The organism is Actinoallomurus acanthiterrae (genome assembly GCF_054775715.1).
In genome coordinates, this window is sequence record NZ_BAAHCO010000001.1 from 2,668,937 (window position 1) to 2,684,123 (window position 15,187).

A 15,187-nucleotide genomic window follows, 5' to 3' on the forward strand; every position below is an offset into this window, starting at 1 on the left:
ATGCGCCCTTGTCGGACAGCCCCGTCACCACGGCGAGCCACCTGGGCGGGCACTGGACCGACTACAACCTCGCCGCGATCACCCAGGTGGCGGCGTGCAACTTCCGGTGTTCCTACTGCTACGTCGACTTCCGCCACCTCGCCGGCGCGGACTCCTTCACCGCCGGGCCGGGCGAGCTGGTGGACGAGTTCGTCGCCCTGCGCACGGCCCTGGCCGCCCGTGGACAGCACCTGGCGATTCTGCGGATCAGCGGCGGGGAGCCGCTCCTGGCCCCACGTCTGCTGATCGGCGTGTACGACGAACTGGTGCGCCGGCGCATGCTGGACAGCTGCATCCTCAAGGTGGAGAGCAACGCGAGCATGCTCCCGGCGACCGTCGCGGGACTGGACGAGGCGGACCGGGCCCGGCTCGCTGCCGTCGCGCCCCACATCACGCTGCACGTCACCATTCATGCCCGGCCGGGCACCCACGATTGGGACGACATCGTGCGTGGGCTCGGCGTGGCCGTTCGGTTGGGCTTCGACCTCTATCCGGCGATCGGGGGCGCCGACTGGCCCGAGGCCGACATGCGGCACCTCTACACCGTGCTCGCCGGCATCGCGCCGGGATTGCCGCTGCGCCTGGCAGTGCGACCGTTCAACCTCACGTACGCGATGCTCCGGGACCGGCGTAACCTGCCACGGCTGGGCGAGGGCAATGACCCTCCGTCGTCAGTCTGGGAGGGAATCCTGCGAGAATCCGCTGGTGTCGAATACCTCGCGCGGCCCCGGCACGAGATCGCCCTCAATCCCGCCGTTTAGGAGGCCGCCTGATGGTCACCCGGATCGCTCTGCCCAGCAGCACAAGCCGCATTCACAGTTCCCTATTAGGAATTATCCGTGACGCCATCGACCGTCCGGACCTCACCTTTAACATGCGCAACCTTCACCTGCCGATCTCCGACGACTATGAGCTGATCCTGTGTCGCGGCACCGACGTGCCCACTGTGATCGGGAATGGCGCCGCCGACATCGGCATCACGGGATACGACATGGCCGTGGAGTGGTCCCTGGAACACAATCTGGACCTCGAAATCCGCTCACTGCCGTCGCGAACCTCGTTCGTCACCTTCGCCACCGTTTCCGGACGCACCGTAGAGCGCATTTACACCGAGTACTGGAACCTGACAAAGGCATGGCAGGCGACGTCCAGCCGCTGGGCCGACGCCGAACTGGTACGCCTACACGGCTCCTCGGAGGGCGTGATCCGTACGGACGAGCGCTCCGGTGGGGTGCTGCTGGTGACCAGCGGCGTGACCGCCGAGGTCAACGGCCTCGACGTGACGATGCCGTTGATGGCGACCGACGCGGTGGTCGTCCGCCCGAAGGGGAGCGATCATCGGATCGGCAAGATCGATCCCGCCGCGCTCCCGGCGCTGGGCATGCCGACCTTCGTACCGAGCCGATGACCTGGGTCACCGCAGGCCGGCCGGGTCATCTGGGCAGCCGTCGCGCGGCGCGGTACGCCGAGTGGGACGCCCGGTACGGATCCGGGAACTGGCGGCTGCGGTGGCGGGTAGGCCCGATGCTGCATGAGCGGGCGGCGGCCGTGGCACTGTACGAGGACGCCTACGTCGCCCGTCTCACCGGCGATCCCGAACTGCTGAAGACGCTGGTGTCGACGGCCCGCGACGTATGGGACCACGAACCCGCCGACACCGCGTCCGGCCTCGACTACACGATCCAGCGCGGCAACTCGACTCACCTGCAGGACATCGCCGTGCGCCGGGCGCTGGTACGGCTCGGAAGCTGGTTCGCCGGCTCCGAGCTGATCCGCCTGCGCCGGCCCTCGGACGCTTCCAACGGGGTCGCGGCGCGGCTGGGCAGCCAACTGGACTCCGGCTTGGTGCCATTCCACCGGCCGGACCTCATCGCCCAGGACGAACTGCCCGGCTGGTGGCAGCCGGGCAGCGTGGAGAGCTTCTACCAGTCCAACCGCGTCCTGCAGCACCGCACCGGCACCGCGGCGGCGTGGTCCATGCCCGGCACGCTCGCCGACCGGCCGCTGGACCCCGATCTGCGGGCACGACTCGACTTCCTGGTGGAGGCGCACCGCCTGACCGGCATCGACCGGTTGAACCGCCTGGTGACGGACGCCCGCAGCGAGTCGAGTGCCGAGCACAGCTGGCACCTCGGTCTCATGGCGACGGTCCTCGGCCCGGTGCTGGCATCGGGGCTCGACCATGGGCGTGTCGCCACCATGCTCGCCATCCACGACCTGGTCGAGATCGAAGCGGGGGACGTGCCGATCTACGATGCCGGCGGCCGCTCCGATATCGCGGCGCGCGAGGCGGCTGCGGCGGCCCGCATCTTCGGTCGCCTGCCGGCCCCGCAGGCAGCGGACCTGCATGCGCTGTGGCACGAGTTCGAGGCGGCCGAGACCGCGGAGGCCCGCTTCGCGAAAGCGATCGACCGCCTTCAGCCCGTGCTCCTGCATTGGGCCGGTGACGGCCAGGTATGGCGTCGCCGCGGGACCAGCGCGGCGGAGGAGCGCCGTGTCACGTCCTCGATCCAGCGGAACTGGCCGGAGCTGTGGCCGTTGACCGAAGCGCTGATCGACGACGCCCGGGCGCGGGGCATGCTGGCAGGCTGACGTACTCCGCTCCCGCCCGGAGGGTAAGGGCGGCGCAAGAGCGTTGAGTTGCTCGTCGGTCCCGGAGCGTGGTCCGGCGCTTGCCGAGTTTCACACGTACGTGCGCGAGATCGGCGCCGTACCGGTGCCTCGTCAGTCCTGCGTGCGCTGACCGGTGTTGAGGTCGGGGCGGTCTCTCAGCTGCCGGCGGGAGGAGATTCCCAGTTTGCGGAAGATGTTGCGCAGGTGGGCGTCCACCGTACGGGGGCTGATGAACAGGCGGGCGGCCACCTCGTTGGACGTCGCGCCGGTGGCCACCAGGCGGGCTATCGACATCTCCTGCATGGTGAGCTGGTCGTAGGTGTGGTCGGATCTGCTGCGCGCCTTCTCGCCGGTGGCGCGGCGCAGGACCAGCGCGTCGCCCCGGCCGGCGCGCGCGGCGCCGAGCAACTCGTCGAGTCGCCGGGTCTCGGCCTGCCTGCCGACGAGCAGGTCCCGGGCCGACGTCCGCAGGCCCCGTACGTTAGCGACTCCTTCCGGCACAAGTCGCCCGTACGGCAGTCGCGGGCCGGTCTACGTAGTGTTCGCCGACGCGATGGCGTGCCCGGCCGCGGGATGGTCGCATCAGCCCTTCGCCGGGCCGGGGAAAGCACTGACATCCCACCGTCGACCCGCGAGCACGTCTCGCGCCGTCGACGGCCGTGCCGGCCGGCGGAACCCGAACACACGACAAGAGGAGAGACCCGATGATCTACCACGGCAACCGGATCAAGGTCAGGGAAGGCGTCGACCCGGTCCGGGTCGAGGAGGCGCTGGAGAGCCTGCATGAGCAGGGCCGGGCGATTCCGGCGGTGCGGTCGTTCATCGTCGGCCACGAGTCCGGCACCGATTTCGACTGGGGCGCGATCTTCATCTTCGATGACCTGGACGGCTACTGGGAGTACCTGGTCCACCCGGCGCACGCCAGGACCGAACGGCTCGGCATCCCGCTGATGGCGAAGTTCGAGACGTACGACATCACCGACGATGACGTCCCCGACTTCAGCGCCAAGGTCGCGGAGCTGCAGAAGCGCCACTACGAGACCGACCCGGAGCTGGTGAGGCTGATGGCAGACCTGCCGTCCCACACCGGCAGCAGTGCCCTGGCACAGGACGGCTGACGGACCCGTTCGCCGCTCTTGACCGATCGCCTGAGATCTCGTGAGGAACACGCCATGACAAGCACCGTCACCACCCGCGCCACCGAGGTCGTCCTGCCGGACGCGGTCGAGCCGAGCGGTCGGGAAGTGCGGACCCGAGACCTTCCCGCGCCGGGCACGGGAAAGGTCATCCTGCGGATGGACGCGACCGGCGTCTCGTTCGCCGAACAGCAGATGCGGCGCGGCAAGTACTACAACCAGCCGCCGTACCCCTTCGTGCCCGGCTACGACCTGGTCGGCACGGTCACCGCCATCGGGCCCGGTGTGGCCGCGGGGATCAACGGCCGCCGGTTCGCCGCGGTCACCAAGATCGGTGCGTGGGCCAGCCACGTACTGCTCGACGCCGAGGATCTGGTGCCCGTGCCGGACGGCGTGTCCGCGGCCGCCGCCGAGACGGTGGTGGTCAACGGGATCACCGCCTGGCAGATGCTGCACCGGCTGGCCGAGGTCCGTTCCGGGAACACCATCGTGGTGCTGGGCGCCAACGGCGGCGTCGGCTCCACGCTCGTGCAACTGGCCCGGCACGCCGGGATCACCGTGATCGGCACGGCGTCCGAGCGCCACCACGAGACCGTGCGCAAGCTGGGCGCGACCCCCGTCGACTACCGCGCCCCGGACATGTACGAGCGGATCGCCTCACTCGCCCCGGACGGCGTGGACGCGGTGTTCGACCACGTCGGCGGCGCCGGGCTGAAGCGGTCCTGGCAACTGGTGCGCAAGGGCGGGACGCTGGTCTCCTACGGAACCGCGGCGACGAAGGACGAAGAGGGCAACTCACAACTGCCGATACTGAAACTGTTCGGGCAACTGAAGATGTGGAACGCCTCGCCCAACGGCAGGAACGCGTACTTCTACAACTTCTGGGCGGGCCACCGTCACCTGGCGTCCTTCCGGCGCCGGCTGGCCGACGACCTCACCCAGGTGTTCCAGCTGCTGGCCGAGGGCGTGCTCACCCCGCAGGTCGCCGCGGAGATCCCGCTGGTCGACGCCGCCTCGGCATTGGTCCTCGCCGAGTCCCGTACGGTCGCGGGAAAGGTCATTCTCGTGCCGGGAGCGTAAGCGTGGTCTGAACCGGTGTGGGGTGCGGAAACAGGCATCGCGGGTCCGGATCCAGCGCCGCCGCGGGGTGGATGGACATCGCCACCGGGAGCTCTCCTGAGCCGCGCCGACGCATGACCCCTCTTCACGTCCGGCGGCGCGTCCGGCGGCGATGCTTGGGAGGGGACTGCTTTTGCGGGGGCTTCTTACGGGTGGGTTGTTGCTGGGGCGCGCGGCCACGGGAGCTGTTCGGGGTGCGGCCGCGGACGATGCCGATCAGTTCCTCCATGAGGTCGGTCGTCGCGGCCTCGAGCCAGGCCAGGCCGATCTGGGACTGGGGGGCGTCGGTCACGGCGCGGTAGGTGAGGTCTTTGCGGTGGTGGAGGCGGGCCAGAGACTGAGGGAGCAGCAGGACGCCGGCCCCCGTCGCCACCAGCTCGACCGCGTCCGCCGTGCTCTTGGGACGGGTGAAGGCAGGCTGCCCGGGGCGGTCGACCCAGGCCAGGACCTCGTCGAGCGGCTCGAACACATCCTCGTCGGCGAGATCGGCAAGCTCCACCTCCTCGACCGCGGCCGCCGCGTGATCCTTCGGCACCACCACCACGGTCGTCTCCAGGTACAGCGGGATCACGTGGAGGGCCTCGCGGTCGACGGGCAGGCGCACGAACGCCGCGTCCACGCCGCCGTCCCGCAGCAGGGGGACAGCCTCGGCGGCGGGCACCTGGACCAGCCGAAGCGGCACCTCCCGCACCCGCTCGGCCCACACCCCGGCCCATTTCCCGGGCGTCACCCCCGGCGCGTACGCCAGCCGGAACTCACCCTTGCTCACTTTCTCAGCCTAGCCGCGTCCAGACGGCTCCCTTCCGCTGGCTACCCTTGCTGTCATGAGCACGTCCAAGGCGAAGACCCCGCAGACCATGAAGCCGGCGACCGCGGCCAAGAAGCTGGGGATTCTGCTGTCGGCAGCGCCCGCCGAATTCCAGGAGGGCGTCGTCTCCCGGGACGAGCTGAACGCGCTCCAGGCCGATCCGCCCTCTTGGCTCGCCGACCTGCGTCGCGAGGGCCCCCACCCCCGCCAGGTCGTCGCCGCCAAGCTCCGCGTCTCCGCCTCGGGCCTGGCCCGCGCCGGCATCACAGGCCCCCTCACCACCGCCGAGATCGAGACCCTGAAGGCCGAAAACCCCGACTGGCTGGAACGCGAGCGGACCATCCAAACCGGGGTCCGCAAAGAGGAGCTCCGCCTCAAGCAGCAGCGCGCCAAGGCCTGACCCAGGGGAACAAGGCAGGACTCTGCAGCTGGACGGCCCGACCAACCTGCCCAAGCGGGGTTATCGGCCTGGATCAACCTTGTGCGATCTGTCGTCCTCGGTCACCTCCGAAGGGCGCCTGACCTGGTCATGGCAGATCCCACCTGAACCGTGGCACAGCCGGTCCGCGTAGTGACACCGTCAACCGCCCTGCTCAGACGAGCCTGGACGACCGCCCACATATGGATCGAGCACTGGGACGACGACGTCGTGAAGGTCTCCCGGATGCCCGTACCCACCGACCTCCGCGACCGCCCTGCATGGCCGGCGTCCGTCCTAGGGTAGGCGGCGGTTCGCGGCCCGCGAGGTACGGACCGCGAGCGACCTGACGCGCCCTCAGGACGGGAGCCCGATCACGTGGAAACGGCACCGAGAGCCCGCACGACGAGCTACGCCGAGTGGGCGCCTCCGGCGGAGTTCGCCGCGGATGTGCGGTGCGTGTGGTGGTCGTCCTTTGGGGGCACCGCGCCGATTCTTCCCGACGGGCATCTCGATCTCGTGGTGGGAAACGGCCGCGTGCGCGTCGCCGGACCGGACACGGCGGCGGCCGCCAACGACTCGCCAGAAGGTCTGGTCGTCCACGGCATTCGGTTCCGCACCGGGCGGGCGCGCAGGATCCTCGGCGTGCCCGGCGGACGAGCTGCGCGATCTCCGTGTCGATCTCGAAGACCTGTGGGGCGCGGCCGGGCGACGAACCTCCGAGTGGCTGATCGACGACCCGGAACGGCTGCTCGACCTGGTCAGGGATCGGTTGACTCGGACGGCGCCGGGCCCGGACCGGCAGATCGACGGTGCCGTGCGACGCCTGACCGCGGACCGGCCGCGCGTCGCGGATCTGCACGATGAGGTCGGTCTGTCACAACGGCAGCTGCGGCGCCGCTTCACCAGCGAGGTGGGCTACGGGCGGCGACGTTCCTGCGCATCGTCCGGCTGCAACGCGCCCGGCACCTCGCCCGCGAGCGTCCCCTGGCCCGTCTCGCGGACATCGCGTCCGGCGCCGGCTACGCCGACCAGGCGCACATGTCACGCGAAGTCAGGAACCTCACCGGGATGAGCGCCCGCGCCCTGTTGCGTGGCCGATCTGTTCAAGACGGCTCGTAGGGACCGCTCCTAGGCTCGGCCGCATGGCAGTGAACATCGAGGCCGCTCGGACCTTCATCCGCACCAACGCCCGGATCGTCGAGCGACGGCTTGCGGAGTTCTGCCTCGACGGGGAGGAAACCGCGGCACCCGCCGCGATCGCCGGACTCGAGGCGTACCGCAACGGCGACGGCGGATTCGGTCATGGACTCGAGCCGGACGCGCTCGCTCCCGAGAGCCAGCCGCTCGCCGTCGATTCCGCCTTCGACATCCTCGGCGACATCGCCCGCACGACGTCGAACCCGGCGACCCGGACGCGGGCGGCCGATGCCGTCCGCGCCACGATGCCCTACCTGGCCAGCATCTCGAGCCCGGATGGCGGGCTGTCGATCGTCTTTCCCACGGTCGCGGCACACCCGCGCGCCGAACACTGGGGCGATGGGGTCTTCGCTCCAGGGCTCAACCCGACGGCCAAGATCGTAGGCGTCGCGCGCGAGCTGGGGATCGAGCATCACTGGCTGGACCGGGCCGCGACCTTCTGCCGCACGGCGATCAACACCCCCGGCTCGGTCGGCGACGCGCACAGCGCCCTCTGCGTCCTGCCGTTCCTCGAGACGGACACCGACCACGACTGGGCGGCCAAGGCGTACCACGACCTGCGAAGCCGGATCACCGAACTCCCGCTCTTCAAGGAGATGCCCGGCCCGGACTACGGACTCTCCCCGCTCGTCTTCGCCCCTTCCCCGGACAGCCCGCGTCGCGAGCTGTTCTCGGACGAGTCCATCGCGGCCCACCTGGACGACCTGGCCGCCACCCAGCACGACGACGGCGGTTGGCCCCTCGCGTGGGCGCCGCCGGGCCACGCCTCGGTCCTCGCCTGGCGCGGCGTCGTGACGCTGCACGCCCTGCGGGTACTGCGTGCCTACGGCCGCATCCCGGCTAGTCGCATCCGAGGGTGCGGCCGGTGTTGAACACCCAGTTTCCGTAGTTGTCCTTCATTCCGAAGTGGAAGTCCTTGCACAGCGCACCGTAAACGTCGGAGATCTGGATCGGGCCGGCGAAATACAGGTAGTAGCCGTTGTCCCAGATGGAGCCCGTTCCGTAGCCGGGCACGTCGGTGATCCCATCGGACATCCACTTGTTCATGCCGTAGTAGCGGCCTTGCGCAACGAGCATTGTGCAGACGCTGCTCGAGTATTCGTATACATAGCCGACCGCGGCGAGGCTCCCCGACCCGTCATAGAAGTTGTAGGTCTGGTGGCCATAGGAACCAGACGGGCAGCCGGATGCGGCCGAGGCGGGGGTGGCTGAGCCGCCTACTGCGGCGAGCGCGGCGGCGGTCATGGCGAGCGCGGCGAGCCCGGAGGTAAGCCGAACCTTCACAGTGCATCTCCTTGCGTCGTGCCCGGCAGGGGCGGGCGTCGTGGATGGCCGGTCGGCCGGGCGAACGGGGGTGCCCTTTCAATGGGGGGTGGAGCAGGCGGCAGAGGACAACGCCGCAGCCCCCTGAGCAGCCGACCGAACAGATTTAGCGATTGGGCCACTCGGCCGGCTCGGTTGATTTCCACTGCGCGATGATCCACGCGGAAACGCAGCGGTCACTCCCGGTCGTTTGGCAGGCTCATCACGTGGGTCTGGCCACCTCCCCTGGTCGCCTCAAGCACGGAATCCGAAGGCACGCTCCGCACGCATTGCCTGCCCACTGGTCTTCGGTGAGCCCCGCTACGGTGACGCTAGGGATACGGGTCCGTCGGCCGTCCTAGATTCGTCCTAGTGCGAGGTCGGCCGGGGGATCGGCGCTGGTCGTCACGTGCCGGGGGGAGCATGAGATTCGGCGTGCTGGGGCCGTTACACGTGCAGATCACCAGGCGCGAGGTCCGGCTTGACGGGCTGCGGCAGGCCAAGATGCTGGCCGCGCTTTTGGCCGACGCCAACAACCTCGTCGCCACCGAACGGCTCGTCGCGGTGATGTGGGACGGGAAAGCACCCGCCACCGAGGTCCGTCAGGTCCAGGACGCTGTCTCCGGGCTGCGCCGCAACCCCTGCCGCAGACGCCACGGTTGAACGCCATCTGCGAACGCGTCATCGGAACCCTCCGCCGCGAACTCCTGGACCAGAACTTGATCCTCGGCGAACGCCACCTGGCCCTGGTACTCGGCGAGTACCTGGCCCATTACAACGCTTCCCGACCGCACCAATCCCGACAACAACGGCCACCGGGCCTTGAAACGCCGCCGACCCGGGACACAGCAAGCCTCACCGGCCCGCAGACCATCCGACGAAGATCCGTCGTGACAGGCGTGATCAGTGAATACCACCACGCCGCATAACCTCAGCTCAGGCCGCGTGACCCAATATTCGAGCGGCACAGGCTAGAGGTCAAGCTCGCTGGTTCTGTAGGGCGCGGAACTGGCGGCACCAGGTGCGGTTCTGGCCGGGCAGGCCGCTCGGCTCGGGTTTGCACACGTACGGGCAGTACAGGCTGTTGAGTACCCAGGGGGTGCTGTGCGGGCCGAAGTTCGTCGACATGGCCGCGTCCTGGGTGATGCCGTAGGCGGCCACGGCGAGTTTCCCGGTGTTTCGGAAGCGCTGCATTTGGTCGGTCAGGAAGTTCTTGTTGTCGGCGTACCAGGTGTTGGAGAGCAGGAAGTCGTTCCATTTCTGTTCGTCGAAGGGGTGCTGGGTGGCGTCTTTGATGACCTGCCAGACGGGGGTTCCCTTCGGGATGGCGTGGCTGCGGGCGAAGGCGGGGTTGACCGGGTCGTTGATGTGTTGCTTCCAGAGTTGGACCAGGGAGAACTCGGTGGCGAGGAACTTCTGGTCGCTGCGGAGGAACGGCAGCACGTAGTCGAGGTACTTCTGCGCCGCGGCCGGGCTCGGCACGTGCGGGTGGATGTCCACGCCCGCGATGGAGGGGGTGTGGGCGGTGAAGGTCATCCAGCGCCGCGTCTGCGTGGTTTGGGCGCCGGGCCGGTAGAGGGCGGTGAGTGCTCCCATGTAGATGGCGGTCTTGCAGTTGGCTCCGAAGTGCGCTTGCCGGTAGCGGGCGGCGTGCAGGGCGAGCGCCTCGTAGAAGGCGTTGATGCGAGGGGACGTGCGGTCCGTCTGACTTGTTTCGAAGAACGGTTCGTTGCCGATGGTCAGGATGTCGACCTTGCCCATGGTCGCGGCCAGGACCTTGTCCAGGCGGGCCAGGGCGGTCTTCATGGCCGGGCTGCCGGGTGTCGGTATCGGCTTGTCCTGATATTGGAACTTCGTGGTCAGCACGGTGCCGTAGCCGTGAGCGGCCGCCTGGAGCAACTTCGCGAGCCCGGGCTGGGTCGCCGGGTTCTCCTGGTCGGCGTGGGCCATCACGTAGAAGCCGCGTATCCAGGTGCCCGAGACGGCCTTCAACTCGGCGTAATCGATCTTCTCCAGTGCCTGGTTGACATTGGCAGCGAGCACGCCGGAGGCCGGCGGCGCGCTCACCTTGCCCGGGATCGAGGAGGAACGTGCGACGGGCGAGGAACTGTTGCCCTCCGAGCCGCAAGCTGCCGTCCCCAGGGCCGCCAGCACGGCGCCCCCGGACAGGGCGAGCATCTGACGCCGGGAGGTCTCCCCGCCCCGCCGTCCCGTGTCGAATTCCATTTCGCTTCCTCTCATACGCCTGCCCGCCTCCCGACTTGCCCCGCTCGTGACCCTGGTCATCGAGGACGTCGCCGATGACGGCGCTCGACGTACAGGCGATTGCCCTCCGGTCCAGTCCATTCCACCCGCGCGACACCAGGTACGGCGGCGTCGGCGATGCGCGACGGGTCGGCCCAGTAGCCGAAGTTGGGGTTGCGGAAGAACGTCGTCCATACCTGGTCACTGCGATCCACGAAGAGGTTGTTGTGGCCAGCGCCGACGCCCAGGGTCCACCGTTTGGAATACGGTCCCTCGAACGTGTCCGCGACGGCGATGATCGTGTCGTACTGGTACTGCGCGCGGCCGGGGCCGGAAGTGTCGTAGGCGTACCGCGTGCTGCCGTCGGGATTGGCCGAGGTGCGGTCCCACGCGGACTGGAGGAGGTAGTACTTGCCTTCGTACTTGAACACGGACGCGCCTTCGAGATACGGCTCAGGTGAGTACGGCGTCTGCCGGAATGTCGGGAGGTTCGTCGTCGGGACGATGTCCTCCATGTCATCCCGAAACTTTGCGTACAGGTTGTTGTGCAGCACCAGCCATGCATCGTCGCCCTCGCTGTAGAGGCCGCCGTCGATGTGGTAATAGGCGCCGGGCTTGACGAAGCCGGGCCCTCCGATGAAAGAGTCGCCAAAGGGTTTGTCGAGGTTGCCGTGGACGAGCCGGTACGGACCCTCGACCCCGCCCTCGCTTACGAGCATGAACGAACCGACCTTCTGGGAATGGTCGCCCATGCACGCGACGATGTACCACGTGCCGCGGAAGTAGTGCACCTCCGGAGCCCAGACCTCGCCGCGCTTGCCGAACTGGTCGTCGTACCAGTACTCCTGCCACGGAGCGACGACCGTGCGTCCGGGCCGGTTCTCGCCGACGAATTCGGGCGACCACACCTTGCCCTTCTCGGCGCCGGGCCGGAAGCCGGTGGTGTCGGCCAGCCTCCACGGCCCGTGAAGGGATGGGGCCACCCACACGAAGATGCCGTCGTTCCACGGGGCGGCTGCGTTGAGCCCGGACACCCGGGTGGTGCCCGTGGCAACGTAGATCGGACGACCGTGGACGACGAAGCAGTTGACGTAGGTGTCCCGCATCCAGACCCGGCCGAGTTCCTTGTCACGGGGGCGCAACTCGAGCGGGAGGACGAAGGAGTTGTCCTCACGTGGCCACAGGTCCAACCTGGTGTCCGCGAGACCGTAGGGCTCGAGGTCGGGCCAGTTCGATGGGTACCGCCGCATCGACGCGATCTCCTCCGGAGCCGCCTGTGCTGCCCGCACAGCGGTCGCGGGCAGTGCCGCCGCTCCCAGCAGGCCGGCGACACCGACCAACAAGGACCGTCGGTCGACGTGCGATCCGTTATCGGAACCAGTCATCAGTCACGTCCTCCTATCGTGCAGGCGCCGGTGCCCGGCCCAGCGAGAACCCTAGTCATGCTTATTTCGACAGTGAACAGGCGACAAAAAACCTGTCTTCTGCGGTTGATAAGGCGATCTGGACCACACACGATAGTTTGCGTGAACTCCTCTTCTCGAGGATTAGAGATGTGCTCGTCAAATGCCCGACTTGCTTGACCGCATCACAGCCCTGCACACCTACACGGCCACGATGGTCACCTACAACCTCACCATCGACGGCCTCCACACCTACTGTGTAGGGGAGGTCATTCAATGACGCTCTGGAGTTCGTCGTTCTCGGCGGTCGAGAACCCAAGCGAATAGATGCCCATTCTTGATGTATTGGAGATCTCTAGTCGCGATCGATTTCGCGGTAAGGCTGGCATATCGATGGGTGTCTATTGGGCGGCCGGGTAAGAGAAATGGCGGACCGCCATCAGCTGCTCCGGTGACCGCGCCACCGTCAACCCGCCGGAGTCACCGTCGACCCACCGGACGGCGGAACCCCCACCACGATCACCGACGCCTGCGGCAACACCACCGGAGTCCGCCAATAAAGGCCGACAGCCCCAGCGGGCGCCGATAAATCTACGACAGCCTAGCGGGAATTCGTCACTGTTCGTTTACACGAGTGTCGGCTCGGATCAGTCCTCATCGTTCCTTTCCGGCTGGACTCATGTGTCTGGACTGCTGGCCGGATTGCCGTCGTACGCTACGGTGACGATGACGTCCGACGGGACCAGCAGCGGGACCAAGATCGCCCATCCGGGAGCTTTGCTCGATGCGAGCGCCAAGTGGAATGCGTACTGGGATAGGTAATGGCTAGAAGGCGTCTCAGCGCTGCACTGATCGTCGGCGGCCTGGTCGTCGTGGGGGCGGCCTCTGGCTGCCGGACGGTCGACAATTGCGGTGGCGAACAGCACAGCTGCGCGGGCAGGCACAGCGAAGTGACCGAGACGCCGAGTCCTTAGCGGGACGACTGCGGGAGCCAAGGTGCCGGTATCCCCAGTCCGGGTTCTCGGCAGCCAAGCGCAATACCAGGGCTCGGATGGTGGGTCGGATCGGTGGTCGTCCGGGCCCGCGCTTGGGGTAGGTCCAGCGTCGTTTCACCAGGTCGGCATGCCATCGTAGGAGCGTCCGCGGTGTGACGAACAGGTGGTGCCGGCGGCGTCGCTGGAGCAGACGCGCGAGCGCGGAAAGGATCGCCCGATCCGCCCACGCTGGCCGGGGAACGGCGACCTGGCGGCGGAGCACCGCGAGCTGATGACGCAGTACCAAGATCTCGGCGTCTTTCGACGCCTGTGATCGGGCGAGCACCGCGATCCAGCTGAACACCCGTAAGACGATCAAGTACAGCAGCCGCAGTGCCATCCTGCGATCCTGCCGGAGCCGAGACTGTCGACCACAGCGAAACCCCAGATCAGACCCTGTGACACGATATTCGGCACCCACAGGCTCAGCAGGCCCGCAACATGGTCATGGACCTGGGGGAGCGGGCCGAACAGGTGCGGTTCCTCATCAGAGACCGTGACGCGAAGTTCACCAGTGCCTTCGATGAGGTGTTCACCTCGATGGGTGCCAGGGTGATCCGGACACCGGTCCGCGCACGAAGAAACAGCCGAAGCCGAGTATCCGCACCCCACAGGCATCTCTGCGCCGATACTGCGCGTTCTCGTCACGATTGACCGACGCAGGCGCCGGGCGGCAGGCCAGCGCCCGCGACGGAGGCTCAGCTCTCGGCGGGGAGGTTCAGCACACCGATGCCGCGCTTGATGAGTTCGCCCGCGATGATGAGGCGTTGGATTTCGGAGGTGCCTTCCCAGATGCGGTCGACGCGGAGTTCTCGGTAGAGGCGTTCGACGGGGTAGCTGCGGTCGTAGCCGCGTCCGCCGAAGATCTGGACGCAGCGGTCGATGACGCGGCCGGCGGCTTCGGAGGCGGAGAGTTTGGCCATGGATGCTTTGGCGTGGAGGGTTTTGCGGTCGGTGCCGTGGTCGGCTTCCCAGGCGACTTGGTGGGTGAAGGCGCGGTTGACGGCGATGTCGACTGCGGAGTCGGCGAGCATGCCCTGGATGAGTTGGAAGTCGGCGATGGGGTGGCCGAACTGCCGGCGTTCGGTGGCCCAGTCGCGGGCGAGTCGCAGGGCCCGTTCGGCCGCCCCGACCGTACGCGCCGCGATCATCAGGCGTTCCTCGGTGAACCAGGACCGGGTGAGGTCGTACCCCTGGCCGATCTCCCCGAGCACATTCCCGTCCGGGACGAACACGTCGGTGTAGGTGAACTCCGGGTGCTCGTAGACGAAGGTGTGCATGAAGCGGGGGATTCGCTTGATCTCGATGCCGGGCGTGTCCCGGTCCACGAGGAACAGCGTCGGCCTGCGCTCCGGCCCGGCCCCGGCGAGCACGATCTGGAAGTCGGCGTGGTCCCCGACCGTCACGAACCACTTCTCGCCGTTGATCCGCCAGCCGCCGTCGACCCTGTCGGCGGTGGTGGAGATGCTCTGCGGGTCCGAGCCGGCGTTCGGCTCGGTGACGGCGTAGCAGTCGCGGCGCTCGCCGATGATGACCGGGGTGAGGTAGGTCGCGCGTTGTTCGGGCGTGCAGTAGCGCAGCGCGTTGGCGGGCCGCCAGACCATGTCCCACAGCGCGCCGGTCAGCTTGCCCAGTTCCTCCTGGACGATGACCTGCTCGGTGACGGTGAGGCCGGCGCCGCCCCACTCGGCGGGCATGTTGACCGCCTGGAGGCCGGCGGCCAGCACCGCCGTGGTGACGTCGGCGTGCACCGCGCGCGGCAGGCCGTTGTTCTCCTCACACGCCTGTTCGTGCACGGCGATGACCTCGAACAGCGCGCGGGCGGTCGCCTTCAGTTCGAGCTGACGAGGGGTGTAGCGGAAGTCCATGGC

The 15,187-nt window shown here is 68.1% G+C and carries 16 protein-coding genes and 1 pseudogene; 11 read left to right on the forward strand and 6 right to left on the reverse strand.

What is annotated here, in order from left to right:
- The first annotated feature begins 8 nt into the window (after positions 1 to 8).
- From ACYVF7_RS12970 to ACYVF7_RS12980, 3 genes are read left to right on the forward strand one after another with little or no spacing between them, the layout of a single operon-like run.
- Entirely contained in the window at positions 9 to 800 is a 792-nt protein-coding gene (locus ACYVF7_RS12970; protein WP_460339231.1) for a radical SAM protein, read from the forward strand.
- Positions 801 to 811: 11 nt separating this feature from the next.
- Positions 812 to 1,447 (forward strand): hypothetical protein, encoded by a 636-nt coding sequence (locus ACYVF7_RS12975; RefSeq protein WP_460339232.1) that lies wholly within the window; start codon positions 812 to 814, stop codon positions 1,445 to 1,447.
- On the forward strand, positions 1,444 to 2,631 hold the full coding sequence (locus ACYVF7_RS12980) for an HD domain-containing protein (protein ID WP_460339234.1): 1,188 nt from the start codon (positions 1,444 to 1,446) through the stop codon (positions 2,629 to 2,631). Before ACYVF7_RS12975 ends, ACYVF7_RS12980 begins: the two co-directional genes overlap by 4 nt.
- A gap of 132 nt (positions 2,632 to 2,763) precedes the next feature.
- Here ACYVF7_RS12980 and ACYVF7_RS12985 read toward each other — a convergent pair whose 3' ends face one another.
- Positions 2,764 to 3,153 (reverse strand): helix-turn-helix transcriptional regulator, encoded by a 390-nt coding sequence (locus ACYVF7_RS12985; protein ID WP_460339236.1) that lies wholly within the window; start codon positions 3,151 to 3,153, stop codon positions 2,764 to 2,766.
- A 203-nt stretch (positions 3,154 to 3,356) separates the two neighbouring features.
- Between ACYVF7_RS12985 and ACYVF7_RS12990 the strand changes: the two genes are divergently transcribed.
- Positions 3,357 to 3,770 (forward strand): Dabb family protein, encoded by a 414-nt coding sequence (locus ACYVF7_RS12990; RefSeq protein ID WP_460339238.1) that lies wholly within the window; start codon positions 3,357 to 3,359, stop codon positions 3,768 to 3,770.
- 54 nt (positions 3,771 to 3,824) lie between these two features.
- Positions 3,825 to 4,868 carry a medium chain dehydrogenase/reductase family protein gene (locus ACYVF7_RS12995; RefSeq protein WP_460339240.1) on the forward strand — a complete coding sequence of 348 codons (1,044 nt, stop codon included), beginning with the start codon at positions 3,825 to 3,827 and terminating at the stop codon, positions 4,866 to 4,868.
- Between the two features lie 124 nt (positions 4,869 to 4,992).
- On the opposite strand, the gene ACYVF7_RS13000 is transcribed toward ACYVF7_RS12995, so the two are convergent.
- On the reverse strand, positions 4,993 to 5,676 hold the full coding sequence (locus ACYVF7_RS13000) for a LysR family substrate-binding domain-containing protein (RefSeq protein WP_460339242.1): 684 nt from the start codon (positions 5,674 to 5,676) through the stop codon (positions 4,993 to 4,995).
- Positions 5,677 to 5,731: 55 nt separating this feature from the next.
- Between ACYVF7_RS13000 and ACYVF7_RS13005 the strand changes: the two genes are divergently transcribed.
- From ACYVF7_RS13005 to ACYVF7_RS13020, 4 genes and pseudogenes are all read left to right on the forward strand, one after another.
- On the forward strand, positions 5,732 to 6,115 hold the full coding sequence (locus ACYVF7_RS13005; RefSeq protein ID WP_460339244.1) for a DUF5997 family protein: 384 nt from the start codon (positions 5,732 to 5,734) through the stop codon (positions 6,113 to 6,115).
- A 396-nt stretch (positions 6,116 to 6,511) separates the two neighbouring features.
- A complete protein-coding gene (locus ACYVF7_RS13010) occupies positions 6,512 to 7,000 on the forward strand; it encodes a DUF6597 domain-containing transcriptional factor (protein ID WP_460339246.1) in 489 nt (162 codons plus the stop codon).
- Between the two features lie 48 nt (positions 7,001 to 7,048).
- A pseudogene (locus tag ACYVF7_RS13015) lies at positions 7,049 to 7,255 on the forward strand (helix-turn-helix domain-containing protein); the annotation flags it as partial.
- 23 nt (positions 7,256 to 7,278) lie between these two features.
- A complete protein-coding gene (locus ACYVF7_RS13020; RefSeq protein ID WP_460339247.1) occupies positions 7,279 to 8,205 on the forward strand; it encodes a hypothetical protein in 927 nt (308 codons plus the stop codon).
- On the opposite strand, the gene ACYVF7_RS13025 is transcribed toward ACYVF7_RS13020, so the two are convergent.
- Positions 8,174 to 8,617 (reverse strand): hypothetical protein, encoded by a 444-nt coding sequence (locus tag ACYVF7_RS13025; protein WP_460339249.1) that lies wholly within the window; start codon positions 8,615 to 8,617, stop codon positions 8,174 to 8,176. The two genes, ACYVF7_RS13020 and ACYVF7_RS13025, sit on opposite strands and share 32 nt — an antisense overlap.
- A gap of 441 nt (positions 8,618 to 9,058) precedes the next feature.
- On the opposite strand from ACYVF7_RS13025, the gene ACYVF7_RS13030 reads away from it, so the two are divergent.
- Positions 9,059 to 9,298 carry an AfsR/SARP family transcriptional regulator gene (locus ACYVF7_RS13030; RefSeq protein ID WP_460339250.1) on the forward strand — a complete coding sequence of 80 codons (240 nt, stop codon included), beginning with the start codon at positions 9,059 to 9,061 and terminating at the stop codon, positions 9,296 to 9,298.
- Positions 9,205 to 9,564, forward strand: a complete 360-nt coding sequence (locus ACYVF7_RS13035; RefSeq protein WP_460339252.1) for an integrase core domain-containing protein — start codon at positions 9,205 to 9,207, stop codon at positions 9,562 to 9,564. Before ACYVF7_RS13030 ends, ACYVF7_RS13035 begins: the two co-directional genes overlap by 94 nt.
- 49 nt (positions 9,565 to 9,613) lie before the next feature.
- On the opposite strand, the gene ACYVF7_RS13040 is transcribed toward ACYVF7_RS13035, so the two are convergent.
- The 3 genes from ACYVF7_RS13040 to ACYVF7_RS13050 form a co-directional block, all read right to left on the reverse strand.
- A complete protein-coding gene (locus ACYVF7_RS13040) occupies positions 9,614 to 10,861 on the reverse strand; it encodes a hypothetical protein (protein WP_460339254.1) in 1,248 nt (415 codons plus the stop codon).
- 56 nt (positions 10,862 to 10,917) lie between these two features.
- Positions 10,918 to 12,264, reverse strand: a complete 1,347-nt coding sequence (locus tag ACYVF7_RS13045) for a family 43 glycosylhydrolase (protein ID WP_460339256.1) — start codon at positions 12,262 to 12,264, stop codon at positions 10,918 to 10,920.
- Between the two features lie 1,750 nt (positions 12,265 to 14,014).
- On the reverse strand, positions 14,015 to 15,184 hold the full coding sequence (locus ACYVF7_RS13050; RefSeq protein ID WP_460339258.1) for an acyl-CoA dehydrogenase family protein: 1,170 nt from the start codon (positions 15,182 to 15,184) through the stop codon (positions 14,015 to 14,017).
- Positions 15,185 to 15,187 lie beyond the last annotated feature (3 nt).